Here is a 26649-nt window from a genome sequence, read left to right on the forward strand (position 1 = left end):
AGCAGTACTTATTTTTTACGCTTGGGTGACAAGACGGTAGGCAAGGCTTTGGGCAAAGTGTCTGGATAATCGCGGCTGAAATGCAGGCCACGGCTTTCGCGGCGTGACAATGCGCTGTTGACGATCAGTGAGGCAACTTCCACCAGATTGCGCAGTTCCAGCAAATTATTCGAGATGCGGAAGTTGGCATAGTATTCGTCTATCTCTTCCTTCAGCAGGCGTATGCGATGTTTGGCGCGCTCCAGGCGTTTGGTGGTGCGGACTATACCGACATAATTCCACATGAAGCGACGCAGCTCATCCCAGTTATTAGCGATGACGACTTCTTCATCGGCATCTGAAACACGGCTTTCATCCCAGTCGGGCAGGGCAATGACGCTGGCACGTTCCTGCGCTTCTATATGTTTTGCGGCAGCACGGCCAACGACCAGGCATTCCAGTAGCGAATTACTGGCCAGGCGGTTGGCGCCATGCAGGCCGGTGTAGGCAGTTTCACCGACGGCATACAGGCCGGGTAAGTCAGTGCGGCCATCCGTATCTGTCACGATGCCGCCACAAGTGAAATGCACGGCGGGCACGACTGGTATGGCTTGTTTGGTGATGTCTATACCGAGCTCAAGGCAGCGCGCATAAATAGTAGGGAAATGTTCTTTCAAGAATTCTGGCGTCTGATGGCTGATGTCAAGTTCAACAAAATCCAGGCCACGTTTTTTCATTTCAAAGTCAATTGCACGGGCGACCACATCACGTGGTGCCAGTTCCATGCGCTCATCATGGCTAGTCATGAAGCGTTTGCCGGCAGAGGCACCGGCCTCGGCTGGCAGTTTCAGAATGCCGCCTTCGCCACGTACTGCTTCAGTGATCAAAAATGATTTGGCAAATGGGTGGTAAAGGCAGGTAGGGTGGAACTGTATGAATTCCATGTTGCCGATGCGACAGCCAGCACGCCAGGCCATGGCGATACCGTCACCAGTAGCAGTGTCGGGATTGGTGGTATATAGATAAACTTTACCAGCACCGCCAGTTGCCATCACTGTGTGTTGCGCGGCAAAGGTATCTACCTTGCCAGTTTTTACGTCCTGCACATACAGACCCAGGCAACGTGGGGTAGGTGAGGTGTCACCGATCTTGGCCGAGGTAATCACATCGATTGCATAATGATGTTCAAACAGCGTGATATTGGGGTGGTTGCGTACTTTTTGTTCCAGGGTCACTTGTACTGCATGGCCGGTAGCATCTGCCGCATGGATAATGCGGCGCTGGCTGTGGCCACCTTCGCGCGTCAGATGAAAGCCCAGTTCTGCTTCTTCATCACGGGTGAAGGGGACCCCCTGTTCTATCAGCCAGTCTATGGCTTCGCGGCCATGTTCTATGATGTAGCGCGTGGCGCCTTCATCGCACAGGCCACCACCGGCGATCAGGGTGTCTGAAATATGTTGTTCATGGCTGTCATGGGAATCCAGTACGGCAGCGATGCCGCCTTGTGCCCAGTTGCTGGCACCGTCAAGTAATTCACGCTTGGAAATGATGGCGACTTTGCGTGTTTGCGCCAGATGCAGGGCGACAGATAAGCCAGCCAGTCCACTACCTACGATTGCTACGTCAAAATTCTTCATTGTCTTCCGTGTGTGTCTTTATTTGTTTTCGGTTGATTCCGCTTCCGGTAGCTTGTCATCTTTGTGTTTGATCCCGTACTGCTTGCTATAACTTAAAGCCATACCAGATAGTGAATCAGGAATGGTCTTGCCGTGCGTGCCGGGCTGTCGCAGACATCTGATGATGTCCCATTTTTTGATGTGGGCTTGTCACATTCTAATTCAGGATGCAAAAGAGGGTGGCTTTTCCATATAGCAAAAATGCGCAGCTACCTGATTTTTTGCACAGTGGCTGTCAGCCAGAGAGGTGGAAAAAACGAATAAGCAAATCACAAATCAGCAAACTTGGCCTTAAAGCTTGCAAACCGCTTGACATAAGGCTTTGCGGCTTGCTCTAATACCGGATGCAGATTTCCTGCTTGCCGTGATAGATGCACGACCAATAAAATAATCGAATACATCATCGCGAAATTCAAATTTTTGTGAGGGGGCTATAAGTGAATAAGACTGAGTTGATCGATCATATTGCGAAAACAGCGGATATTTCCAAAGCGGCTTCGTCGCGTGCGCTGGATGCTGTGATCGGCGCCGTAAAAACCACATTGAAGAAAAATGGCACGGTAACACTGGTTGGTTTTGGTACCTTCTCCGTTGCCAAGCGCGCTGCCAGGGCAGGCCGCAATCCTAAAACCGGTGAGCCTATCAAGATCAAATCTGCCAAGGTACCTAAATTTAAACCTGGCAAAGCTTTGAAAGATGCGGTAAACTAATGCACTTTCGTGGTTCGGGACATGGGCCACGGTATCTGTTTTATGCGTGGGGCGCTTAGCTCAGTTGGTAGAGCGGAGCCCTTACAAGGCTTAGGTCGGGAGTTCGAGCCTCTCAGCGCCCACCAGTAACAGACAAAAGTAGTGCCAGCAGTAAAAAGGAGTGGTAGTTCAGTTGGTTAGAATACCGGCCTGTCACGCCGGGGGTCGCGGGTTCGAGCCCCGTCCGCTCCGCCAGAAAATCGAAAAGGCGAACGAAAGTTCGCCTTTTTTTGTATTCGTCAAATTGTTATTGTGATACTTAGCCACGTGATTGGTTGAACATGTTTGAATTTATTCGTACCCATCAGCGCTTAATGCAAATTTTGCTAGCTGTTCTTATCTTGCCGTCATTTGTTTTGTTCGGTAATACTGACGCTTTGCGTTCCATAGGCAAAGAGGCAGGTATCGCGACCGTTGCGGGAGCGCCGATTACCCAGGGCGAGTTTGATCAGGCCCTGCGCGACCAGCTGGACCGTATGCGTCAGATGTATGGACCACAGTTTGATGCAAAAATGCTCAATACACCTGAAGCAAGGCAAAGTATTCTCGATGAGCTGATTGCCCGCAAGGCGATGGCTGGCGAGATTGCTGTAAAAAAACTGGCTATTTCAGATGCTACTTTGCAAGACAATATTGCCAAGATGCCTGGTCTGGTCAAAGACGGCAAATTTGACAATGCAGAATATACCCGCCTGCTGGCACAGCAAGGCATGACGCCAGCCATGTTTGAGCAGCGTTTGCGCCAGGATATGGTATTGCAACAATTGCTTGGCCCAATCCAGGCAAGTGCATTTGTTCCCAAAACGGTGGCAGAGCGCCTTTCTGCCATCAATGAGCAAGAGCGTGAAGTACAGATGTTGATGTTCAAGCCGGAAGACTTTGCGGCGCGCGTCAAAGTGACGGATGAAATGCTGAAGGCCTATTATGAAAAAAATGCTGCCCAGTTTGAAATCCCTGAACAAATCAATGCTGAATATGTCGTGTTGAATAGTGAAGTACTGGCAGAGCAGACCACAGTGTCGGATGCGGATGTCCAGGCTTACTATAAGGCCAATGAGAAATCCTATACGACAGAAGAACAGCGTCGTGCCAGCCATATCCTGATTGCTGCGGGCAAAGACAGTAGTGATGCTGACAAAGCCAAGGCAAAGGCCAAAGCTGCAGACATACTGGCACAATTGCGCAAGAAGCCTGAAGACTTCGCCAAACTGGCAAAGGAAAATTCTGAGGACCCGGGTTCTAAAGAAAAAGGTGGTGATCTGGATTTCTTTGGCAAGGGCATGATGGTGCCGCAGTTTGATGAAAGTGTATTCAAGCTCAAACAAGGTGAAATCAGTGAGCTGGTGCAGTCCGACTATGGTTTTCACATCATCACTCTGACTGCTATCAGGCCTGCCGGCGTAAAAACACTGGATGAAGTGAAGGCTCAAATTGCCGCCGACATCAAAAAGCAAAAAGCAGCCAAGGCGTATACAGAGGCGGCAGAAACGTTTGGTAATGTCGTGTATGAGCAGGGTGAGAGTCTCAAGCCTGCAGCAGAGAAGCTGAAGTTGAAGATTCAGACGGTGAATGGCTTGACGCGTAACAGCAAGCCTGGGGTGCCTGCAACTGTAGAAACCAATAATCCTAAATTCCTGAAGGCGATCTTCTCTGATGATGTGGTCAAGAAAAAACACAACACAGAGGCGGTAGAGGTTGCTCCAAATACCTTGATTGCTGGCCGTATCCTTGAATACAAGCCTGCATCCAAGCGTCCGTTTGAAGAAGTGAAGGCGGCAATCCAGGCGCAGGTCACTGCGACGGAAGCCGCAGCCCTGGCTGAAAAAGAGGGTATAGCCAAGCTGGCAGCACTGAAAACGGCTGATTCTACGACTGGATTTGCAGAAGCCAAAGTAGTATCGCGTTTGAAAAATCAGGACATCCCTACTGCAGCCCTGGTAGATCTGATGCGCGCTGATGTCCAGAAGTTGCCTGCCTTTGTAGGCACGCATCTGGGTAATGCTGGCTATGTTATTTTCCGTATAGGCAAGGTAACTGCTGGTACGCCGGATGCAGCCCGTCGTGGTTCAGAAGCGCAGCAACTGACAAGTATGCAGTCAGCTCAAAATCTGTATTCTTATATTGAATTGTTGAAGCAAAAGTCGAAAGTGACTGTCAATAAAGCGGCGGTGACTGCACCGGTATCAGCGGCTCCATAATTCAGCTTTATTTTTGGTTTAAAAAAGACACCCTTTGGGTGTCTTTTTTTTTGTCAAAAATTAAAATTTTGTCTATTCTTGTAGCTGTTGTCTTTCGTGGGTTGTCGCCTTTGAATCCGGCAATATTTGATGTGAATCAATGTAGGTGGGCAGGGCGATTGTTATTCTTCTAGTGTATTTTTACAACAGAGTGAGATCATGACAATAACTAAAGAAAACACATACAACTACCGGGTTGTACGGCAATTTTCTGTCATGGCAGTAGTTTGGGGTATCGTCGGCATGCTCGTGGGCGTGGTGATTGCATCTCAACTTGCCTGGCCAGAATTTCTGGGGGAATACCGTGGCTCAGCTATGGACGCTTGCGTCCCTTGCATACGAATGCCGTGATTTTTGCCTTTGGTGGTTGCGCCTTGTTTGCAACTTCCTATTATGTCGTCCAGCGCACATCCAACGTGCGGCTGTTTGCAGAAGGTCTTGCTGAATTCACTTTCTGGGGTTGGCAACTGGTCATCGTGGCAGCCGCCATCAGTTTGCCATTGGGTTTTACCCAAGGCAAAGAATATGCTGAACTGGAATGGCCAATTGACTTGCTCATCGCTGTCGTATGGGTGTCGTATGCCATCGTATTTTTTGGCACGCTGGTGAAGCGCAAGGTTGAGCATATTTATGTCGCCAACTGGTTTTTTGGTGCCTTCATCGTTGCGGTAGCGGTGCTGCATATCGTCAATAGTGCAGCCATGCCCGTATCTTTCATGAAGTCTTACTCTGCTTATGCCGGTGTGCAGGATGCGATGGTGCAATGGTGGTATGGCCATAATGCGGTGGGTTTTTTCCTCACGGCTGGCTTCCTGGGAATGATGTATTACTTCGTTCCCAAGCAAATCGAACGTCCGGTTTACTCATATCGTCTGTCTATCGTTCACTTCTGGGCTCTGATTTTCACATACATGTGGGCGGGTCCACATCACTTGCACTACACTGCCTTGCCTGACTGGGCGCAGTCCATAGGCATGTTGTTCTCACTGATTTTGCTGGCTCCATCCTGGGGTGGCATGGTCAACGGCATCATGACGCTGTCCGGTGCGTGGAGCAAGTTGCGCTCTGATCCTATCCTGCGTTTCCTGATCGTGTCGCTGTCTTTCTATGGCATGTCAACGTTCGAAGGTCCAATGATGGCGATCAAGACCGTGAATGCCTTGTCCCACTACACTGACTGGACTGTAGGTCACGTTCACTCTGGCGCTCTGGGCTGGGTGGGTTTCATTACGATTGGCAGCCTTTACTATCTGATCCCGCGCCTGTTTGGTCAGACGCAGATGTATAGCAAACGTCTGATTGAAGTGCACTTCTGGGTCGCGACGATAGGCGTGGTTCTGTACATCGCTTCCATGTGGATAGCTGGTGTCATGCAGGGCCTGATGTGGCGCGCAGTCAATGAGGATGGCACGCTGACTTACTCCTTTGTCGAAAGCGTCAAGGCGACCTATCCGTATTACGTGATACGCATGCTGGGCGGCTTGCTGTACCTCAGTGGCATGCTGGTCATGGCATATAACGTCGCGAAGACCCTGATGGCTGCCAAGCCAGTCAATAACGCGATCCCGGTTTTGCCTGCAGCCGCAGCGCATGCATAAATCCAAGGAGAAATTGAATGCGTAATTTTACTCATGACTTGATAGAGCGGAATGTGGGCCTGTTGCTGGTACTGGTGCTGCTGACCATCAGTGTTGGTGGCCTGGTTGAAATTGTTCCACTGTTCTTTCAAAAATCAACGACGCAGGCCGTGCAGGGCATGCAGCCTTACTCCGCCTTGCAACTGGCGGGCCGTGACATTTACCTGCGGGAAGGCTGCTATGGTTGCCACTCGCAAATGATACGTCCTTTCCGGGCCGAGACTGAGCGCTATGGTCATTATTCTGTAGCGGGTGAGTCGGTGTATGACCATCCCTTCCAATGGGGTAGCAAGCGCACAGGTCCTGACCTCGCAAGGGTGGGTGGCCGTTACAGCGACACCTGGCACAGGGACCATCTGAATGATCCGCGTTCTGTTGTCGTGGAGTCAAACATGCCTGCCTACCCATGGTTGGCCAAGACACAGTTGGTGCCTGAGGATATCACGCCCAAGCTCAAGGCCATGAAAACCCTGGGCGTACCTTATACCGATGAGCAGATCAAGGCTGGCCCTGCTGAGCTGGCTAACAAAACGGAACTGGATGCCGTGATCGCTTATCTGCAAGTGTTGGGTACCGCGGTCAAAAACAAGAATTGATAGCAGAAAAAGCCGGTTCGTGAACGGGCTGGCTTTTCGGGGAGAACAAAATGAATTTCACAATACTGAGCAGCATCGTGACGGTCATCAGCCTCATCGTATTTCTTGGCATTATTTACTGGGCTTTCAGTGCCGGTAATAAAGAAAAATTTGAAAAAATGGCACGCTTGCCAATTGATAATGAGAATGGGAATTAGCCATGGCAGACTTTTTTAATGAATGGTGGAGTACCGGTATTGCCATCGTCACGGCCTTGTCCATGCTGGCCTGTGTATTACTGTTGTGGTCGCAATCCAAGGTCAAGGTCAAAGTCGGTAGTGACGGCAAACCTCTGCCTGCAGAAACCACGGGCCATGTCTGGGATGGTGACTTGATGGAGCAAAACAATCCTCTGCCCAAATGGTGGATGTGGCTGTTTTACCTGACCGTGATATATAGCGCCGGTTATCTGGTGGTGTACCCTGGCTTTGGTAAATGGCAGGGCACTTTTGGCTGGAGTCAAAAAGGTGCCTATGAGAAGGAAATGAAAGACGGTGAAGCCCAGTATGGCCCCATCTTCAATAAGTACCTGGCCATGGATATCAAGGCGGTTGCCAAAGATCCGCAAGCGCATGAAATAGGTCAGCGTCTGTTCCTGAATACCTGCGCGCAATGTCACGGTTCTGACGCACAAGGCGGCAAGGGTTATCCTAACCTGACTGACACTGACTGGTTGTATGGCGGTGATCCACAAACTATCCTGACCACCATACGCGAAGGCCGTCATGGCCAGATGCCACCCATGGGTGCTGTGCTGGGCACTGATGATGATGTCAGGAATGTGGCCAATTATGTGTTGAGTCTGTCCAGTTCCGCGCATGATCCTATCAAGGCAGCTTTGGGTAAATCCAAATTTGCAGCCTGTGCTGCCTGTCATGGTGGTGATGGCAAGGGCAACCAGGCCCTGGGGGCACCAAACCTGACAGATAAAGTCTGGTTGTATGGCGGTGGCATTGAGAATGTCATGGAAACCATCAACAAAGGCCGCAACAACCAGATGCCAGCTCACAAGGCAATTTTGACCGAAGGCAAGATACATTTGCTGGCAGCCTATGTCTGGAGCTTGTCCAATAGTTCTGCTACTGCGCAGGTAAGTGATGCGGATGTCAGTGCTGTCAAGCAAATTGCCACCAGCGCTGCTGAAGCTGCACCAGGTAAATAATTAGTTGAAAACCATGAATGTGCCAATCATAATGAGGGAGGGGAAATGATCATACAGCACGCTCCGCCTGCACTGATTGGCACTGTCATTTTGTCTTACTAAGAAAAACAGAATCAAGATGAAACACATACCCATAATCCCAGTGCCTATAGAAGAAACTGAATTGGCGCTTTTTGAAGAACGCCGGAAAATTTATCCGCGTTCACAAACTGGCTGGTTCTCTTCCTGGCGCTGGGTGCTGGTGTTTTTTACCCAGGCATTGTTTTACGGCACAGCCTGGCTGAACTGGAATGACAGGCAAGCGGTTTTATTTGATCTGGTTGCCCGCAAGTTTTATATTTTTGGCCTGGTGTTATGGCCCCAGGATTTTATCTACCTGGCAGTCTTGCTGGTCATTTCAGCCTTGAGTCTGTTCTTGTTCACTGCCATCGCAGGCAGGTTATTTTGCGGTTATGCCTGCCCGCAAACCGTATATACCGAGATTTTCTTGTGGATAGAACACAAGATAGAAGGTGAGCGCAACGCAAGAATGAAGCTTGATGCTTCACCTATGACGGCGCGCAAATTCTCGCTGAAGTTCATCAAGCATTTCATCTGGATAGTACTGGCATTGTGGACAGGTTTTACCTTTGTCGGTTATTTCACTCCCATACGTGAGCTGGCGATAGAGGTCGGCAATTTTACCCTGGGTCCATGGGAGACTTTCTGGTTCCTGTTCTACGGTTTTGCCACTTATGGTAACGCTGGCTGGATGCGCGAGCAGGTTTGCAAATACATGTGTCCTTATGCGCGCTTCCAGAGCGCGATGTTTGATAAAGACACGTTGATCGTTACTTACGATGCAGCACGCGGGGATCCGCGCGGATCCAGAAACAAAAAAATTGATCACAAATCCCAGGGTATGGGTGATTGTGTCGATTGCGGCATCTGTGTGCAGGTTTGCCCTACGGGTATTGATATCCGTCAGGGCCTGCAATATGAATGCATCGCCTGCGGCGCCTGTATTGATGGCTGTGATCAGGTCATGGACAAGATGGGTTATGAGCGTGGTTTGATACGCTATACCACCGAACATGCGCTGACCAGGAAACTGGATGACAAGGCCATGTGGAAGCGGGTATTCCGCCTGCGTACCCTGATTTATGGTAGCTTGTTAGGGCTGATTATATTGCTGGCGGCTGTATCCCTTGCAATGCACACTCCCTTGAAAGTTGATGTTATCAAAGACCGTGGCATGCCTAAAATAACTGAAGCGGGTGCAATTGAAAATGTCTATCGCCTGCAAGTCATGAACACCCAGGAGTCGGCGCGGCATTACAGTGTGGCGGTAGAGGGTGCTGCTGGTGCAATGATCGTCAACTCTGCGAATATTGAAGTTGGCTCTGCGACTACGAAGGCATTCCCGGTCAGGGTCAGGGTGCCAGCCAATGTATTGGCAAGCGGGTCTAACCGCATACGTTTTGTCGTTAAGGATATCGATGCGCCAGAAGTAACGGTGACTGAAAAAGCCGTGTTTACTGTTCCACGTTAGGAGAAGAAAATGGAAGCCAGTCTGATGCCCCCAAAATCCAGGCGTGATACCTGGTACAAAGAACCTTGGTTGCTGCTGGTGGCTGGTGGCCCGGCCTTCGTGGTTTGTGCAAGTCTGTATACCGGTTATATCGCCATGCATGGCGCTGACAAGGTTGTTGCCGAAGATTATTACAAGCAGGGCCTGATGATCAATAAGGATATACAGCGTGACGCCAAGGCCAGGGAGTTGCAACTGAATGCCTATATCAATGCGGACTTCGCCAAAGGCAAGATCGTATTGCAAGTCAGTGGCAAGGGTGATTTGCCTGAGACCATACAACTAAGCCTGGCCAATGCGGCAGTTGGCGGTAATTCGGTAAGCGAGGTGATACGTCGCTTACCGATGAAGCGTACGGCCACAGGTCAATATGAAGGTGACCTCAAACTGATGCCAAATGCCGGAGAACAAGCTGTAAAACTGTTTCATATCAAACTGGAGACCACAGACTGGCGTCTGACCGGTGACTGGTTTGATCCAGGACAAAAACCAGTACAACTGAATGCCGCAAAATGAGTTTAATCCCTGAATTTTGCTGACCTGAGGCTGGACAATCACTAGAAGGGGACAGGATTTGGAAAATAGCACTCTCACATCACGTAAACCACAATTGCGTTCTATGTTGATGATCGTTTTGTGGCCAGCGTTTTTGATGGCCTGTGCGGCAACCGGCTTGTTCTTTAGCCTGGTTGACCCGATGGAATTGATTGTGCTGGACAGGCGCCTGCAAATGCATGAAACAGGTGTTTATACCATAGGCTTTTTTGCCTTCTGGTTACTGGGAATCCTGTCTAGTGGTTTAACGGCCTTGCTTGTGCAAAAAGCACATTGAGACCCATCATGAAAATGAACGAACCGGCTGCATTTCCGGCAATAGAAATTCCAGAAGCACTGATACGCCGTTTCGACAGCCTGGGCCCCCGTTACACGTCTTATCCCACGGCAGACAGATTTGCAGAAACTTTCACGGCAGAGTCCTACATACTCTATCTGGAAGAACGCAGTCGTTTGCTGAACAAACCGCCATTATCGCTATACATACACATCCCGTTTTGTGCATCGCTGTGTTATTACTGCGCCTGCAATAAAGTCATCACTAAAGACCATGGAAGGTCGGCCAAGTATCTTGAATACCTGGCCAAGGAATTGAAGCTGGTGACCGGTCATTTACATGCACGTGAAACCCTGAGTCAGTTGCATCTTGGTGGTGGTACGCCGACCTTTCTCAGTCATGCCGAATTGCGCCAGTTGATGCATCTGCTGCGCGAACATTTTGACTTCACCGCTGATGCCGAAATCTCCATAGAGATAGATCCGCGTACCGTTACTACCGAAACACTGCAATTACTGGCAGAGCTGGGCTTTAACCGGACCAGTCTGGGTGTACAGGACTTCAATGCAGACGTGCAAAAAGCAGTTCACCGCATACAGCCGTATGAAATGGTGGCAAGCACGGTGGCCGACAGCCGGGCCTGTGGCTTTCAGTCCATCAATTTTGATTTGATCTATGGTCTGCCGAAACAGAATCTGGAAAGTTTTTCTCAGACGCTGGACCAGGTCATCGCACTGTCTCCTGCCCGCATTGCGCTCTATAACTATGCACACCTGCCCACGCGCTTCAAGCCTCAGCGCCGCATCGCCGAAGCCGACTTGCCGTCTGCCGAGCAGCGTCTGCAGATTTTCCTGATGTCGATACGGCGCTTGCTGGCTGAGGGTTATGTCTATATAGGCCTTGATCATTTTGCCAAACCGGACGACAGTCTGGCACTGGCGACTCTGGATGGCAGTCTGCACCGGAACTTCCAGGGTTATACGACGCGGGCAGATTGCGATCTCATCGCCCTGGGTTTGTCAGCGATAGGCAAGGTGGGGGCATCTTATGGCCAGAACCTGCGCACGCTGGATGAATACTATGCCAGCCTAGATAAAGGTATATTGCCTGTAGAAAAAGGTTATCACCTCGATGTCGATGATATCTTGCGTCGTCAGGTCATCATGAGCCTGATGTGCAGCAATACCCTGAATTTCAAATACCTTGAAATGCAATATGGTATTTCTTTCCCTGATTATTTTGCAGATGAGCTGCAGAGGCTGCAAGACTATGCAAAAGAGGGTATCGTCCTGGTGGATGATGTCAGTATCAGCATCCCCGCCAAAGGCCGCTTGTTTGTACGCGCACTCGCGATGGTTTTTGACCGTTATCTGTCACAGCAATCAGGTGCCAGATACTCCAAACTGATCTGAGATGCTGACCCTGCCTTTGGTATTTGCCGCGATGACAGCCGGTGCCATAGGTGGGGTGCATTGCGCTGGTATGTGTGGTGGCATCTCCATGTTGCTGACACAGTCCAGGCAGAAGTCTTACGGGAGTGGTGGTAAAGTCATTCCTATTGCCCTGGCAGGGCAGCGGGCGGCAAAACACGCTTCTTTTGGTGTGCCGGTCAGTTTGCAATATCAAATCATGTTGCAAGGTGGGCGCATTTCTACCTATATGATTGCCGGTGCTGTGCTCGGCGGCCTGGGCGCAGCGGGTTTGTTATTCAAGCCTTACCTGCCAGTGCAGCAAATCATGTTCGTTCTTGGTAACCTGATGTTGATACTGCTAGGTTTGCGCGTGCTGGGTTGCTTGCCACGTCTGCCTTTTTTGCAAAATGTACTGGCAAACCTGCATGCAGGGCTGACTGACAGGCTACCATTATTACGTCAGGTGACGCGGCATCCATTCTTGATGGGTATGGGCTGGGGCTGCCTGCCTTGCGGTCTTTTGTATGGCGTGGCGCCATTTGCCTTATTATCTGGCGATGCCTGGTCTGGTGCTGTGCTGATGCTGGTGTTTGGTCTGTTTGCGTTACCGCATTTATTGCTGACCCAGGCAGTCATGCAGCAGGCGCAAAATAATGCCATCATGCGTGGCTTGCGCTATTTGGGTGCTGCAATTCTGTTGGGAATAGGTGGATTCGGACTTTGGTATTTTGATATGAAGGATATGCCATCCTTCCTGTGCCTGGTGCCAGCAGCTTAGCAGGCGGACTACCTCAGGCCTTGATGTCAATCAGTGTGCCCAGTAACTCATCTTTCGTTTTGATAATTTTCGCAGACAGGTCAAAACCTGTCTTGAATTGTAGGGACTGCACGATTTCAGTGTTCAGGTCAGTGCCGCTCTGTTCTTGCGAGGCCAGACTGCTGCCTTCTTTACTGATATTGGCAATCACACCACCAGCAGGCTGCTCTTGAAAGCTGACTTGTTGCGGAACAAAGCCTGCCGTACTCGCATTCGCCACATTGTGACCAGAACTATCAAGTGCACGGGCATAAGCCTGGAGTCCTGAAAGGCCACTATTGAGTGCTGAAACTGACATTAAAATGCTCCTGCCGCGATACGATTTTCCGTAAGCTTATACTGGATTCGCCAGGTCTGCACGCATCTTCTGTTTGCTTAACATATTTGCTTGATGTATTTGCTTAACTTATTGAATTAACTTAATGGCAAATTGATTTTCAGTTGCGTTCCTTCTCCTGGCTGGCTGTCAACCAGAAATTCGCCGTGCATGGCTTTGACGCGTTCACGCATGCCAACCAGGCCAAAAGAACGTGATTTACGCATCTCATCTGCCTCTATGCCTTTGCCATTGTCGATAATGCTGAAGCTCAGTGAGTCCGGGCTACGTTCGAAAGTAATTTGCACTTCTGTGGCATCTGCATGCCTGACTACATTCGTCAGCGATTCCTGGACGATACGGAAGATTGCTGTGCTGTGCGCATCGTCGAGTGTCAGTTGCTCTTCGTTTGCCAGCAGGTCGCAGGTAATGCCATGGCGCTGGGAAAAATCCTTTTGCAGGGTCTGCAAGGCAAAATAGAGTCCACCTTCATCCAGTGCGCGCGGCCTGAGGTCGGTGGCGATGCGTCTCAGCGTGGTAATTGAAGTCAGAAGCAGTTGATCCATGCTGTTGATGGTTTGCTGGGTCTTGCCTGTCAACACACTGTCTCTTTGCAGCAGCGATAAATCCATGCGCAACGCGGCCAGTAACTGGCCGAGATCATCATGCAGTTCGCGGGCAATGTGCTTGCGTTCTTCCTCGCGTATGCTTTGCAGTGCTGCTGATAACTGTGTCAATTCATCGTGATAAAGTGCCATTTTTTCTTTCGCGACCTTGCGTTCGGTAATGTCGCGGAAAATCACGGTATAAAAACGTTTGCCATTTTCTATCTGGCTGGAAATTGAAGCCTCGATGGGAAATTCTTCACCATTGGATTTGACGCCGGTGACATAAAAATCATCAAAGTTTCCCCCCATCTTTCTGCGGGTCTCGCCAGTTTCACCAAACTGCTGTACATGTTTGCCATGTACCTTGCGGTGGCGCTCTGGTAATACAAGATCAAGTGAAGCCCCATCAGATCATCGACTTCATAACCGAAAGTGGCAGCAGCGGCAGGATTGACGAGGATGATGGATTGCGATTCGTTGATGGTGATGATGCCATCGATGGCTGTATCTATCATGCGGCTCAGACGTTCTCGCTCTATGCTGAGCTCCTCTGCCGAGCGGGCCAGATTCTGGCTGGTTTCTGCCAGACTGGCATAAGGCGTATGGATATTCACAGAGACCATGCCACGATAAATGGCAATGGCTGCCATTAACTGGAACACATGGCCGATGGCGACGAAGACATCATTGCCATCAGCATAGATGGCAAAATACACCTCTGAAACGGCCAGCAGGATGGCCGCAAGAAACAGGGGCGCACGTTCTATTTGCAGAAGCTCAGCTTGCTTGCCAGGTCCAGCAGAGCCTGAAATGGCCTTGCCCCGTTTGTTCAATTGATAGGCTGTGAACAGATTGATGGCGATCAGACCTGCTTCACAGGCTATTTTGAAAGAAGTTTGCCCTTCACCCTGGATATAAGTTAGCGGCAGCAGATGCGGCAGTGCGAACACCATCATCATCCATCCGGCAGTTGCTATCAAGCCTGCAATCAAGACGAAATAAGCTTGGGCCGGGCTGACTTCTGAATCCTCAGGGGCCAATGCCAGGCCCAGCAGCGTAGTGGCAATGAATGAGCGTGACAGCAGCCAGAACAGCAGGGACTTGTGCATGTCTTCGGCATCTGGGAAGCCGGGCATGCCCTGGAAACTGATTGCATGCATGAAGCCCAGAATGGCAGTGCACAAGAACGCGACAGCCAGGATAACGCTGCTCTTTTTCCTGGCGCCGCCAAAGGCATTCCAGCAAACGATGAATACCGAAGTGAAAATCACGATGGTGATCGTTTCCAGCACGGTATGTACAGGCAGAGGTGCAGGCATCTGTATGGTGGACAGGGTTGCGTGGTTCAACCATAAAACGGCTGATAACAAGGCCAGCAAACCTGCTATCCATCGTGCTTTTACCATACTGGGATAATCATTAGCCATGTGATTTTGCTTTATTGAAATGAGACCATTATTCTAATTCGTAAATGCCCGGTTAAAGCTTGAGTGCCCGGCTATAAAAAATAAAATGACACTCCTTTTACAAGGAGTGTCATTTGCCAGGCTTGAGATACCGACGATTAGTTTAATGTGACATCAGCACTGGCAGCGTCATACTTTGCAGAATGGTTCTGGTAACCCCACCCATGATCATTTCACGGAAGCGCGAATGACCGTAGCCACCCATGACCAGCAAATCATTGTCCTGATCGTGTGACAGCGACAATAATGCATTGCCGATATCGGTAGATGTTTTATGCACGCCAACTTCTACCTTGATACCGTGTCTTGCCAGGTACAGGGCAATATCGGCACCAGGTTGCTCGCCATGACTGTCAGGTACTGCCTTGGGATTGAAGATTGCGACATTGACCATGTCGGCGCGACGCAGCAGGGGAATTGCATCGGTGATCGCGCGGGTAGATTCACGGCTGGCATCCCAGGCAATCAAGGGGCGTTTTGCGACTGTCGTGAAATCACCTACATAAGGAATGATCAGGATGGGGCGGCCTGAATTCATGATCAGGTATTCAGGGAAATCAGGCAATACCGAGGGCGAGGGCTCGTCACGATTGGTCTGGCCTATGACTACCAGGTCGCTATACCTTGCTTGCAGGCCAACTCCACCACCGGCTTCATCATTGGCGATCATGCTTTCATAAGAATTGACGCCTAGAGCCTGGGCTTGCTGGTTAAAGTTGGCGACAGCTTTTTCTGCGCGTTCCCTTAAAAAATTCAGATGTATGCTCAGATTGGGATCGTTGGCACTGATATTGCCATCCTGATAGATAAAACGGGAAACACCGGTGACGGCAGTTCCGGTCAGATGTGCTTCGTCAGCCTTGGCAATTTCTGCCGCAACACGGATACGGAAGTTGGAACGTTCAGATTCATCGACATGAACCAGTATGGTTTTGTATGGCATGTTTTACTCCTTGATGTGAAATCCGGGAAAGAAAACAAATACAAGTTCAGCCATCTTTTTGCCATGGCAAACATGGCAAAAAGATGATGCTACTTGTTAAAGCTTACACTAATTTAAGGCAACAGCAACTTCTTTGCCCCATTGCGGCAGCAAATTCTTACCAACTAAAGCCGACACTTTTTCGCTGACCTTGATGCGTGCCTTGGCTGGTGGCAGGCGACGCAGGGTTTTCAGCGCGGGCACATCGTTCAGGGCGATCTGACGCTGATCTACGCTGATCAGACCCATTTCGTTGAAGGCTGATAGAGTGCGGCTAACAGTTTCCAGGGTCAGGCCCAGGTAGCTGCCTATCTCATGTCGTGTCATGCGCAGATTGAAGGACTTGCCAGAATAACCCAGTTGGCTGAAACGTTCACCGAGTGTCGTCAGGAAGCGGGCAACCTTGGCTTCAGCACTCAGTGCGCTGAGCATGCCTATCATGATCTGTTCACGCACCAGCTCGCGGCTCATGACGCTGAACATGGCCTGTTCCAGTTCTGCATAGGTGCGGCCCAGTGCAGAGAATGTTTTATAGGGCAGCAGTATGATGTCACAGTCGGACAGGGCCACTGCTTCCGAAGCGTGGTGCTGGTTGTGTATACCATCGATACCGAGCAAATCGCCTTTCATGGGGAAGCTCAGGACTTGTTCGTTACCGTATTCGTCAAGCAGCACCGTTTTCAAAAAACCTGAATTGACGATGTAAAGAGTGTCAAAATCCTGGCCTATGGTATGGATTCTCTGACCAGCTTTGAAGCGTACATGCTGGAACAGTACTTCTTCATCTGCTGACGCGGCTGGAGTAGGGATGCGCAAGAGTTCACATACTTCACGCAGGTTGGACCAGAGATTGCCATGACAACGCCAGCCAGCTTCATTGGAAATGGCCGGGAAGGCAGTTTTGCTGGCAACTGAAGGCAGGCTGCTTGTACTGGTGGTGAAGGCTGCTATAGTCATGATATTTCCCTTGTAATGTAAGGACACTGATTAATTGATTTGATGATTTGAATCTGGTTGCTGCCAGCGCAGCAGATAATCTTGTAACAGGCTAAAGTCCGTCGATTTATCAAGGAAGCCGTCTGCGCCAGCCCGCATTGCATGCAGACGGTTGTCTTCAGTTACATGATTTGTCAGTACTACAACTTTAATGCCGGGCTTGCTTTGCTTGATATTTTTCAATAACTGCAGACCGTTGCCGTCGGCAAGCTGTATGTCGAGTATCAAAGCGTCTGCGTCATTGCCCAGCAGTGCCTGATAAGCGCTACCCATATCGCTTGCCACTCCCAATACATGCATGCCAGGCACTTCTTCGACTAACCGTATCAGGCGGTTCTGAATCAGGACTGAATCTTCAAGGATGTACAGGTTCATTTGTAAATGCTGTGCTTGTTTGCTTAGGCTCTATTATCGTAAGCATGGGCTTTGATTTAAATCAGGGGATGCTGATTTGAAGTGTCAGATTTGGCGCTGCCGGTGTAGGAATATTCCTAGACGGCAATTTGTATGGACTGATAAGGCGCAGGGCATCCTGCCCTCAGGGCCTGCTCTGGAATATTAATGTTCAGGAAGGGCGAGGGAGTATTTCAGGCCTGCGGCTGCAGGAGGTGGTGTGCTACCGCGTATTGCACGAGGTCAGACAGGTTGCTCATATTCATTTTTTGCATGATACGGGTTTTGTGTGTACTGACTGTTTTTACGCTTAAATGCAGGATTTCACCAATTTCGGTGATGGACTTGCCTTTCACCAGGTGGGTGAATACTTCAAATTCACGGTCAGACAGGCTGGTGTGTGGCTGGCTGTCATCCGCAGGCATGGCGCTCATGGCCAGTTGTTCGGCCACTTCTATGCTGATGTACGGGCGCCCGGAAGCAACCTTGCGCAAGGCAGTGACCAGTTGCGTGCCTGCACTTTCCTTGGTCAGGTAACCGCGTGCACCGGCGCGTATGGCACGCACGGCATATTGTTCTTCTTCATGCATGGTCAGTATCAGGATGGGTAATTTGGGGAACTCATCCTTGATCTGGCGTATCAGGTCAACGCCGCTACGTCCGGGCATGGACAAGTCCATGAGCAAGACATCAAATTCGGTATTACGTACTTTTTCCAGTGTATCGAAACCATCAACTGCTTCGGCAACTACCTGTATGTCTTCTATGCCATCAAGTATGCGTTTCAGTCCTTCACGCATGATAGTGTGGTCGTCGGCAATCAGGATGCGGGTCATAGGGGCAATAGGGCAACAATGCGTGTTCGGTGGTACACCGGCACTTTCTTGTGCCAGTGCAAAGTTAGCCACTATTGTACTGTAGCCTGACGCCGGATGTGTTCTGGCGGTGGCTTATTGACGATTTAGTGATGCTTTATTCTATGTACCAGCACAGGTATCTGGCACAGAGACAAGACCTTGGTAGTGACACTGCCGAGGATGAATTGCCCCAGACCGCTGCGGCCATGTGAACCCATGAAGATCAGGTCGCAGGCATATTCTTGCGCAGTGTGGACGATTTCCTTGGCCGTGGAATCATTGAATTGTATGACTTCCTGATAGGGCAGGCCAGCGGCGGCAGCGGCCTCCCTGACGGGTTGCAGATAACTTTCAGCCAGGGTCTGCATGGCAGCCTGATATTCTTCTTCAGTTGGTCCATTGGGAGGAAGTATGTCCACATAGAGTGGATACTGATAGTTGCCCGCAACAAAAACGGCGACGACTTCTGCCTTTAATTGCTGGGCAAATTCCAGCCCTGCTGCAACACAGGCATGTGACAGTTCAGAGCCATCGGTGGGTAACAAGATTCTGGAGTACATATCCTGCGCCTTTCATCGTTGAACTTGAAACCAGTATGCTTTCTGATTGTTGCACCAGCTTTGATTTCAAACAAGGTATTTGATGAATTATTCAGCAATCTTGGGGTAGTTATTTTGTATTCATTGCGCACTTATTGCGTACTCAAGTGCTGTTTGAAAAACAGCAGCATTTCTTTGTAGGCCAGTTCTTTGGCTACCGGGTTGCTGCCTGTCGTCACGCCTTGTCCCGGATGCACACCATTCGGCACATCCATGCGTTTGCGCAAAGGCAGGTCCGGCGCATCAAAATCATGATAGCTATCGGGAAATACGCTGACCTTGACAGGTGATGGTGCCAGCATTTTTTCAAAACTTACACAGGGAGCAGCTGGTGTCCAGTCATCTTCTGCACCTATAAGTATCAACAGCGGGGCCGCCAGGCGATAGGCGGGGCGTGCTTTCAGATAGCCCTGACAGCCTGGATAAAAAGCTACGGCTGCCTTGGGATAAAGATCATCCTTGCCTGCAGCTTTATGGGCGGCATTCAAGGCATTCAGGGTGGTAGATCCACCATTTGACCAGCCGAGAAGGGCTATGTTTTTTGCATCAACCGCAGTTTGCCTGCCCAGCCATTGCAAGGCAGCCTGTACATCCAGACGACGGTTGTTGGTGCTGATATCGCGGCTTTTGTAGGTACTGCTGCAGATACTGTTGGTGCCACGCGGACGAAAACTGTCAGGCATCAGTACGTTGTAACCATTTTCCTGCAATAGCCTGGCCATATTGTGATGTCTGGCATTCAGTTCCTGCTCATGTCCCTTGCGGGAGCTATACAAGCCGCCGCAACCATGCAGGGCAATGACGGTTGGCGCAGTGGCAGCATTGCCGCTGGCATGGAACCAGAAGGCATCAAGCTGGACAGTCTGACCGTCTTGCAAGTCCAGGCTGGGGAAGCTGATTTTCTCGGGAGCCTCACCAGCCATTGTCATGGAGCTGGTCAGCAGCAGACTGATGAAGAATGCGTATCGTGGAGACATTTAAATCAGTGCCTCTAACAATGGTATCAGCTCCGCTGAGCTGCACCATGTCAATTGCAGATCATGGCATTCGTGCCATGTGGCGAATTCGTGCAAAGTCCTTGCCAAATCAGCCGCCAGTGCTTGAGAGGCTCGCACGCCCGGCTCCAGATGCAGGGCCTTGATTTCCAGTATGCCTTCCTTGCGATGAGCTTTGGCATCCATGCGCCCAATCAGGGCACCCTTGCGCAAGATAGGCAGGGTGAAATAACCATAACGCCGTTTTGGCGCTGGCGTGTAGCATTCAAGTTTATAGTCAAAATCAAACAGGTCTATTGCACGTTTCCTGTCCCACACCACCGGATCGAAAGGCGAGAGGATGCGCGTAGCAGTAGCTTTCAGCTTGTTCTCGCCTGCCTGTTCCAGCAAATCGCGGCGATCAGGATGGACATAAAACAGGGCATCGTGTTGATCAACAGTGACGGGTATCAGCAAGCCTTCTTTGACCAGTTGTGCTGGCTGGTTGCTGACATCGGGTTTGCCCATGCGGAAATAATCGCTGATCCAGTTTGCCTTGCAAATACCAAGCGCACGGACGGATTGCAATATCTGTGCGCGCTCGCAATGCAGGATGGGTTTCAGATGTTTTTTGTCATTCCACTTGGGATGAACACGTTCCCGCAGATCATAAATACGCTGGAAATTATGGCGTTTTGCGACCATCAGTTCTCCGGTCGTGAACAAGACTTCCAGTGAACGTTTTTCCGGCTTCCATTCCCACCAGCCACCACTTTTGCCATCAGTGCGTTCAAAGTCTGCCGAGCGGCTGGCACCATTTGCGTGGATATGCTGGCGCACAGTTTCTACCTGGGCAGCATTTTCTTTGAGCCACTTGTGATTATATTTCCAGCCCAGACCCTGTGGTGACACCATCTGATGCCGGTACAGGCCGTAGTCTTCTATCGGCAAGAAGCAGGCTTCATGCGACCAGTATTCAAACAGATGGCCTTCTTCCAGCAATTCATGCAGCCATGCATGAGGATAATTGCCCAGACGGCTCCACAGCACCAGGTAAGGGCTGCGCGCAACCACGCTGATGGTGTCAATCTGCAGCGCCGACATATTGCGTATGCAGGCCAGCACATCCTGTTTGCCAGCTTTGCGCGGCGAAGGATTCAACAAGCCCTGTGCGGCCAGATGCAGGGCGCGAGCGGAACTGAGTGTCAGATGGAAATCAGTTGCGCTCATAAAATTTTCGCCCAGGATAACAGAGAGAACCGGGGGTTGGTATCCCCCTTAGATCAGACGTCAGAAGTGTTTCAAGCCGATTGCTGCCCTGACTTCATCGGTGGTTTGCGCAGCAATCTCACGCGCCTTGCGTGTGCCTTCCTTGAGTATTTGCAAAACCTGGCCACGGTCCTTGGCAAATTCTTCACGGCGTTCACGTATCGGTTTCAATAAATCCTGCAAGATACCTTCCAGGCGTGCCTTGACGATGCTGTCACCGAGGCCGCCGCGCACGTAATGGTCTTTCATTTCTTGCAGGCCGGCTTTGTCTTCATCGAAAGCGTCGAGATACATAAAGGCAACATTACCTTCCAGGTGGCCAGGGTCAGCGACGCGCAGATGCAGCGGATCGGTATAGACATTGCGCACTGCTGCCTTGATTTCAGCGGATGAAAAATTCAGGTTGATGACATTGCCCAGTGACTTGCTCATCTTGGCCTTGCCATCTACACCAGGCAGTCGGCCAATTTCAGGCACCAGTGCCTGGCATTCCACCAATATTTCTTTGTTCGCCAGGCGGTTGAAACGACGGACGATTTCATTGGTCTGTTCTATCATCGGTATCTGGTCTTCACCGACCGGTACCAGGCTGGCCTTGAAGGCGCTGATATCTGCTGCCTGGCTGACAGGGTAAGTCAAGAAGCCGGCAGGGATGTCGCGCTCGAAATTGCGCAGGGCGATTTCCTGTTTGATCGTCGGATTGCGTTCCAGGCGCGCTACCGTGACCAGATTGAGGTAGTAGAAAGTCAATTCCGTCAATTCAGGAATTTGTGACTGGATCAGGATGGTTGATTTGGCCGGGTCTATACCAACGGCCAGGTAATCAAGCGCCACTTCCATGACATTGTCATGGACTTTGGCAGGGTTTTCCATATTGTCGGTCAGGGCCTGGGCATCAGCCAGCATGATGTATTGCTCATACTGGTTCTGGAATTTGACGCGGTTGCGCAGGCTGCCTACAAAATGGCCAAGGTGCAGGGGGCCGGTAGGGCGGTCGCCCGTCAGTATCAGGTGTTTTTTATCTTCGGTACCAGGGAGCATGCTGAATCCAGTTGGGTGATGCGGTGAAAAATAGCTAGTATACGTAAAAAAGCCGCTGAATCATGAGCGGCATGACGTATATCAAGGCGTGTTCTAAGGCTATGATGCCGTTTTCAGGTTGACTATGTCAAGTTTGACCAGATTTGATGTGCTTCTACCCCCATTCTGCCGCTGCATTTAATTTAATTCACGCAAAACTATCATCTTGTCATCTGAATTACTTATAAAGTCATTTCCTGCAATGATAAAATCGTGTCTGGTTTTTGTATCCCGCTTTTACAGTTGAAAGTAGCCTTATTTTGACATCTTCAAGTTCTAAAAAATTGATTATTGCCTCACGCGAAAGCCGTCTGGCGATGTGGCAGGCCGAACATGTGCGCGACCGCCTGGCTGCGCTGTACCCTGATTGGCAGATAGAGATTTTGGGCATGACGACCCGTGGTGACCAGATACTGGACCGCGCGCTGTCAAAAGTGGGCGGCAAAGGCCTGTTCGTCAAGGAGCTGGAAGTCGCCATGGCAGAAGGCCGTGCTGACTTGGCCGTGCATTCTCTCAAGGACGTACCCATGGATTTGCCCGAGGGCTTTACCCTGGCGGCCATTTTGGAACGTGAAGATCCGCGCGATGCCTTTGTTTCGAATGACTATGCTGGTCTGGATAGTTTACCTGCTGGTGCAGTCGTTGGTACCAGCAGCTTGCGTCGTCAGGCCCTGATTTCTGCACGTTACCCGCATCTGGTGATACGGCCTTTACGCGGTAATCTGGATACCCGTTTGCGCAAACTCGATAATGGCGAATACGCTGCCATCATCCTGGCTGCGGCCGGCCTTAAACGCCTGGGTGTACCTGAACGCATACGCGCCTGCCTGGATCCTGAAGAAAGCTTGCCGGCAGCAGGGCAGGGCGCAATGGCAATAGAAATACCCGATAACCGGCCAGAGCTGCAAGCCATGCTGGCTGCATTGAATCATACCGAGACTGCCCAGGCAGTGACTGCTGAGCGCACAGTGTCAAAGGCCTTTGGTGGCAGTTGCCAAATCCCGCTGGCAGCTTTTGCGACTGTCAGCCAGGGCCAGATGCAGATCCGGGCCATGGTGGCGACGCCGGATGGCGCACGCATTGCCAGGGCAGAAGCAACAGGGGCTGCAGACCAGCCACAGGAACTGGGCTTGAAGCTGGCACAAGCGCTATCTGCGCAGGATGCAGAAGCCATACTGGCGGTTTGCAAAGCTCAGATCACAGAGTGATATAAGCAGGTATGCAGAATCACAAGGTCATACTGACGCGCCCACTTGCACAGGCTCAGGATTTTGCCCGGCAGGTCAAGGCTATGGGGCGTGAGGTGGCACATTTCCCTTTGCTGGAGATAGTGGCGCTGGAAGACAATACCGCCCTGATCACCCAAATAGGACAATTGCAGGACTATGCCCTGATTGCCTTTGTCAGTCCGAATGCGATAGAAGCTTTTTTCCGCCATGTGGTGAATTTGCCAGCAAATCTGACTTTTGCAGTAATGGGGGAGGGCAGCCGGGCAAAACTGGCCGAATATGGCGTGAATGACCAGACTGCTACCATCTTACGTCCGCGTAATCTGTTGAAGACGGATTCTGAAACCCTGCTGGCCGAACTGGATCTGAAAGCACTGCGTGGGCAGAAAGTATTGATCATACGTGGTGAATCAGGTCGGGAATTATTGGCCGACGCCTTGCGTGCGCATGGAGTAGAAGTGGTGCAGGTGGCCGCTTATCGCAGGGTAAAACCAGTACTGAATGATGAAAATGAAAAGTATTTAACACAATTGCTGGAAACCGGGAATGACTGGGTCATCACCAGTTCCGAGGCTTTGCGCAATTTGTGTGACTATGTAGAGGCGTTGAAATTAAATAGTGGCGTGGCAAAAATGCAACGACAACATTTGCTGGTGCCACACAGCCGTATCGAAGAAACCGCACGATCTCTGGGGTTTCTGCACATAACCTTAACAGCTTCTGGCGACGAACAACTGCTTGTCGCGTTACAATCTCGTCTATGAGTGAACAGCAATCAAATCCCGACGCCGTCGTGACGGCAAATCCTGTCGATGCCCAGGCGCGACAGCCCGCACCAACTTTACCTGCTGAAGCTGCGAAGGAGCCTGGTTGGACCAGTCCGGCTTACCTGGTATCCGGTGTGCTCGCAGTTTTACTGGCAGCTAACTGGTGGTCTTCACAAAATCAGATCAGTGCTTTGCGCGAAGAGGTCGCCAAACGCCTTTTGACTGCAGACACCAATAGTAGTGAAACCAAGGTCTTGGCGCGTAATGTGCAAGAGACTGCCAAGGAAATCCAGTCCAAGGTGATTCTGCTCGAAGGCAAGCAATCTGAGGCGCAAAGCCAGCAACTGGCCCTTGAGCAGTTGTATCAGGATTTGTCCAAGAATCGTGATGACTGGGCGCTGGCAGAGATAGAGCAGGTACTGGCAACTGCCAGCCAGCAATTGCAACTGGCCGGTAATGTGCAAGGTGCACTGATTGCACTGCAAAATGCCGATGGTCGCCTGGCGAAATCCGACAAGCCACAGTTTATTTCCATACGCCGCGCGATAGCCAAGGATATTGAGAGACTGAAGTCTTTGCCTGCACTGGATTTGCCTGGTGTCGCACTGCGCCTGGATAGTGTGATTGCCCAGATAGACCATATTCCATTATGGTCAGACGAAAAATCAGTGGTATCTGCAACACCACCAAAAGCGCCATTGCGCGTTTTGCCAAAGTCTTCAGTCACTGCAAAAGCAGAAAAGAAAACTGTCGATGATGTTGAAGAAATCACCTGGAGCATGCGCCTGCAAGATGGCTGGCAAAGTTTTTCCAGCGAAATGTGGAATGAAGTCAAGCAATTGATACGCGTGCGCAACGTAGAAACGCCGGACGTGCTGTTGCTGACACCATCACAATCTTATTTCGCTCGTGAAAACCTGAAGCTGCGCCTGTTGAATGCAAGGCTGGCTTTGTTGTCCAGGAATGAAAGTATCTTCAGAAGCGACATGATTGCTGCACAAGATGCCATCGCCAAGTATTTTGACACCCGCGCCAAGCAGACCCAGACTGTGCAGGCCTTATTGCGTCAGGTGCAGGGCAGTAATCTTTCGATAGAAATGCCGACTCTGGGTGAGAGCCTGAATGCGGTGCGTAACTATAAAGTGAAGCCATAAGAGTATGCGTATCTTTATCCGGCTTCTGATTCTTTTTGCGCTCGCTGTTGGCCTGGCCGTAGGCGCACGTTATAACCCTGGGAATGTGGTCCTGTTCTTTCCGCCGTACCGGATAGATTTGTCACTGAACTTCTTCCTGTTCCTGCTGCTGGTTCTTTTTGTCGTTATTTATCTGGTCATACGTGCCATTGTCACGACCAGGAAAATGCCGCGCAAAGTTGCCCTTTACCGGCAGAACAAGCGCGAAAAAGATAGTAACAAGGCCCTGCGCGAGGCCTTGAAAGCTCTGTTCGAAGGCCGTTTTGGTCATGCCGAAAAAGCCGCCATGCGTGCTACTGACTTGCCTGATAACGCTGGAGTTGCTTCACTTATCGGTGCGCGTGCTGCCCATCACATGAGCCAGTATGAGCGGCGCGATTCCTGGTTTGCCGGTCTTGAGCAGGATGGCGCTTATAAGGTCGCCCGCCTGGTGAGCATGACCGAGTTGCTGGTCGACCAACACCAGCCTGGCAAGGCACTGGAAGCAGTGCGTGAACTGAATGCCAATGGTACTCGCCACATCCAGGTCTTGCGTTGGGCCTTGAAAGCGAATCAGCAGGCACAGAAGTGGCAGGAAGTATTAAAGCTGGTGCGTACACTGGACAAGCATCGCGCCCTGCATCCGGCACTGTTGCAGCGTTTGCGTGAATTGGCGTATGAAGATCTGTTGAAAAACCAGGGTCATGATGCAGAATCCCTGCGCCGGGTCTGGTATGAAATTCCACAGGCAGAACGCAAATCTGCTTTTATTGCAACAACTGCCGCTACAGCGTTCAACTCGCATGGCTTGTTTGACGATGCCCGCGGTATAGTTGAAAAAGCATTGGCAGAGGAGTGGGATGAGCGCCTGATGCGTGCCTACCGTGATGCCGCAGCCTCAGAAGGTTCCGCTGCCTTGTTATCACAAATTGAACATTGTGAAAAATGGTCAGAGCAGCATCCGACTGACCCTGAACTGGCGCTGACACTTGGTACACTATGCCTGCGCCAGAAATTATGGGGCAAGGCCCAGAGACACATGGAGCAGGCCTTGTCTGATGCAGTTGATCCACGCACCGTGCGGGAAGCTAATCTGAAGCTGGCACAATTGCATGAGGCGCTGGGCCAGGCAGAAGAAGCTGCCAGCCATTATCGCCAATGTGCGATGGCTACCATGTTATGAGTAAACGGGTCGTATAAAGTGGCTGAAAGTTAAATTGTCATGCTGCCCTGTT

26 protein-coding genes, 2 tRNA genes and 1 pseudogene are annotated in these 26649 nt (G+C 50.7%); 17 read left to right on the forward strand and 12 right to left on the reverse strand.

Going from position 1 to position 26649, the window contains the following annotated elements; all coding sequences use genetic code 11:
- Nucleotides 1-8 precede the first annotated feature (8 nt).
- Nucleotides 9-1616: an L-aspartate oxidase gene (nadB, locus tag UNDYM_RS10365; RefSeq protein ID WP_162040972.1), complete on the reverse strand. Its 1608-nt coding sequence runs from the start codon at nt 1614-1616 to the stop codon at nt 9-11.
- Between the two features lie 476 nt (nt 1617-2092).
- Between nadB and UNDYM_RS10370 the strand changes: the two genes are divergently transcribed.
- The 13 genes and pseudogenes from UNDYM_RS10370 to UNDYM_RS10430 all read left to right on the forward strand — a co-directional run bounded on the left by UNDYM_RS10370 (nt 2093) and on the right by UNDYM_RS10430 (nt 12667).
- Nucleotides 2093-2365: an HU family DNA-binding protein gene (locus UNDYM_RS10370; RefSeq protein ID WP_162040973.1), complete on the forward strand. Its 273-nt coding sequence runs from the start codon at nt 2093-2095 to the stop codon at nt 2363-2365.
- Nucleotides 2366-2414: 49 nt separating this feature from the next.
- Nucleotides 2415-2490 (forward strand) — tRNA-Val (locus UNDYM_RS10375).
- A gap of 32 nt (nt 2491-2522) precedes the next feature.
- Nucleotides 2523-2599: transfer RNA gene (locus tag UNDYM_RS10380), tRNA-Asp, on the forward strand.
- 86 nt (nt 2600-2685) lie between these two features.
- Complete coding sequence (locus UNDYM_RS10385) at nt 2686-4602, forward strand: SurA N-terminal domain-containing protein (RefSeq protein ID WP_162040974.1); 1917 nt, start codon at nt 2686-2688, stop codon at nt 4600-4602.
- 198 nt (nt 4603-4800) lie between these two features.
- Nucleotides 4801-6239 (forward strand): annotated as a pseudogene (ccoN, locus tag UNDYM_RS10390) (cytochrome-c oxidase, cbb3-type subunit I).
- A 17-nt stretch (nt 6240-6256) separates the two neighbouring features.
- Nucleotides 6257-6874 carry a cytochrome-c oxidase, cbb3-type subunit II gene (gene ccoO, locus UNDYM_RS10395; RefSeq protein ID WP_162040975.1) on the forward strand — a complete coding sequence of 206 codons (618 nt, stop codon included), beginning with the start codon at nt 6257-6259 and terminating at the stop codon, nt 6872-6874.
- A gap of 50 nt (nt 6875-6924) precedes the next feature.
- Nucleotides 6925-7071: a cbb3-type cytochrome c oxidase subunit 3 gene (locus UNDYM_RS10400; RefSeq protein WP_162040976.1), complete on the forward strand. Its 147-nt coding sequence runs from the start codon at nt 6925-6927 to the stop codon at nt 7069-7071.
- Between the two features lie 2 nt (nt 7072-7073).
- Nucleotides 7074-8075 (forward strand): cytochrome-c oxidase, cbb3-type subunit III, encoded by a 1002-nt coding sequence (ccoP, locus tag UNDYM_RS10405; RefSeq protein ID WP_162040977.1) that lies wholly within the window; start codon nt 7074-7076, stop codon nt 8073-8075.
- A gap of 118 nt (nt 8076-8193) precedes the next feature.
- Nucleotides 8194-9606 (forward strand): cytochrome c oxidase accessory protein CcoG, encoded by a 1413-nt coding sequence (gene ccoG, locus UNDYM_RS10410; protein ID WP_162040978.1) that lies wholly within the window; start codon nt 8194-8196, stop codon nt 9604-9606.
- Nucleotides 9607-9615: 9 nt separating this feature from the next.
- Nucleotides 9616-10161, forward strand: a complete 546-nt coding sequence (locus UNDYM_RS10415; RefSeq protein ID WP_162040979.1) for a FixH family protein — start codon at nt 9616-9618, stop codon at nt 10159-10161.
- Nucleotides 10162-10219: 58 nt separating this feature from the next.
- The gene (locus UNDYM_RS10420; RefSeq protein WP_232063330.1) at nt 10220-10477 is read left to right on the forward strand and encodes a hypothetical protein; all 258 of its coding nucleotides are present in this window, start codon (nt 10220-10222) and stop codon (nt 10475-10477) included.
- Nucleotides 10478-10485: 8 nt separating this feature from the next.
- Nucleotides 10486-11889: an oxygen-independent coproporphyrinogen III oxidase gene (gene hemN / locus UNDYM_RS10425; protein WP_162040980.1), complete on the forward strand. Its 1404-nt coding sequence runs from the start codon at nt 10486-10488 to the stop codon at nt 11887-11889.
- Nucleotide 11890: 1 nt separating this feature from the next.
- Nucleotides 11891-12667: a sulfite exporter TauE/SafE family protein gene (locus UNDYM_RS10430; protein ID WP_162040981.1), complete on the forward strand. Its 777-nt coding sequence runs from the start codon at nt 11891-11893 to the stop codon at nt 12665-12667.
- A gap of 13 nt (nt 12668-12680) precedes the next feature.
- On the opposite strand, the gene UNDYM_RS10435 is transcribed toward UNDYM_RS10430, so the two are convergent.
- The 11 genes from UNDYM_RS10435 to trpS all read right to left on the reverse strand — a co-directional run bounded on the left by UNDYM_RS10435 (nt 12681) and on the right by trpS (nt 22207).
- The gene (locus UNDYM_RS10435; RefSeq protein ID WP_162040982.1) at nt 12681-13004 is read right to left on the reverse strand and encodes a flagellar basal body rod C-terminal domain-containing protein; all 324 of its coding nucleotides are present in this window, start codon (nt 13002-13004) and stop codon (nt 12681-12683) included.
- A gap of 116 nt (nt 13005-13120) precedes the next feature.
- On the reverse strand, nt 13121-13939 hold the full coding sequence (locus tag UNDYM_RS31085; protein ID WP_162040983.1) for a sensor histidine kinase: 819 nt from the start codon (nt 13937-13939) through the stop codon (nt 13121-13123).
- Nucleotides 13849-15057 carry an MASE3 domain-containing protein gene (locus UNDYM_RS10445; RefSeq protein WP_162040984.1) on the reverse strand — a complete coding sequence of 403 codons (1209 nt, stop codon included), beginning with the start codon at nt 15055-15057 and terminating at the stop codon, nt 13849-13851. The genes UNDYM_RS31085 and UNDYM_RS10445 overlap by 91 nt, the downstream gene beginning before the upstream one ends.
- A gap of 142 nt (nt 15058-15199) precedes the next feature.
- Entirely contained in the window at nt 15200-16039 is an 840-nt protein-coding gene (locus UNDYM_RS10450; RefSeq protein WP_162040985.1) for a universal stress protein, read from the reverse strand.
- A 108-nt stretch (nt 16040-16147) separates the two neighbouring features.
- A complete protein-coding gene (locus UNDYM_RS10455) occupies nt 16148-17035 on the reverse strand; it encodes a helix-turn-helix domain-containing protein (protein ID WP_162040986.1) in 888 nt (295 codons plus the stop codon).
- 30 nt (nt 17036-17065) lie between these two features.
- Nucleotides 17066-17449, reverse strand: coding sequence for a response regulator (locus UNDYM_RS10460; protein WP_162040987.1), 384 nt, complete (start codon nt 17447-17449; stop codon nt 17066-17068).
- 212 nt (nt 17450-17661) lie between these two features.
- Nucleotides 17662-18303, reverse strand: a complete 642-nt coding sequence (locus tag UNDYM_RS10465) for a response regulator transcription factor (RefSeq protein WP_162044555.1) — start codon at nt 18301-18303, stop codon at nt 17662-17664.
- 125 nt (nt 18304-18428) lie between these two features.
- Nucleotides 18429-18884, reverse strand: coding sequence for a universal stress protein (locus UNDYM_RS10470; protein ID WP_162040988.1), 456 nt, complete (start codon nt 18882-18884; stop codon nt 18429-18431).
- Nucleotides 18885-19015: 131 nt separating this feature from the next.
- Nucleotides 19016-19900, reverse strand: a complete 885-nt coding sequence (locus tag UNDYM_RS10475; protein ID WP_162040989.1) for a dienelactone hydrolase family protein — start codon at nt 19898-19900, stop codon at nt 19016-19018.
- Entirely contained in the window at nt 19901-21127 is a 1227-nt protein-coding gene (locus UNDYM_RS10480) for a winged helix-turn-helix domain-containing protein (protein ID WP_162040990.1), read from the reverse strand.
- Between the two features lie 60 nt (nt 21128-21187).
- Complete coding sequence (gene trpS / locus UNDYM_RS10485) at nt 21188-22207, reverse strand: tryptophan--tRNA ligase (protein ID WP_162040991.1); 1020 nt, start codon at nt 22205-22207, stop codon at nt 21188-21190.
- 299 nt (nt 22208-22506) lie between these two features.
- On the opposite strand from trpS, the gene hemC reads away from it, so the two are divergent.
- The 4 genes from hemC to UNDYM_RS10505 are packed head-to-tail and all read left to right on the forward strand — an operon-like array spanning nt 22507 to nt 26597.
- Complete coding sequence (gene hemC / locus UNDYM_RS10490) at nt 22507-23454, forward strand: hydroxymethylbilane synthase (protein WP_255456540.1); 948 nt, start codon at nt 22507-22509, stop codon at nt 23452-23454.
- Between the two features lie 11 nt (nt 23455-23465).
- Nucleotides 23466-24239 carry a uroporphyrinogen-III synthase gene (locus tag UNDYM_RS10495; RefSeq protein WP_162040992.1) on the forward strand — a complete coding sequence of 258 codons (774 nt, stop codon included), beginning with the start codon at nt 23466-23468 and terminating at the stop codon, nt 24237-24239.
- A complete protein-coding gene (locus UNDYM_RS10500; RefSeq protein WP_162040993.1) occupies nt 24236-25396 on the forward strand; it encodes a uroporphyrinogen-III C-methyltransferase in 1161 nt (386 codons plus the stop codon). Before UNDYM_RS10495 ends, UNDYM_RS10500 begins: the two co-directional genes overlap by 4 nt.
- 4 nt (nt 25397-25400) lie before the next feature.
- The gene (locus tag UNDYM_RS10505) at nt 25401-26597 is read left to right on the forward strand and encodes a heme biosynthesis HemY N-terminal domain-containing protein (protein WP_162040994.1); all 1197 of its coding nucleotides are present in this window, start codon (nt 25401-25403) and stop codon (nt 26595-26597) included.
- Nucleotides 26598-26649 lie beyond the last annotated feature (52 nt).

The organism is Undibacterium sp. YM2 (genome assembly GCF_009937975.1).
Lineage (GTDB): Bacteria > Pseudomonadota > Gammaproteobacteria > Burkholderiales > Burkholderiaceae_D > Undibacterium.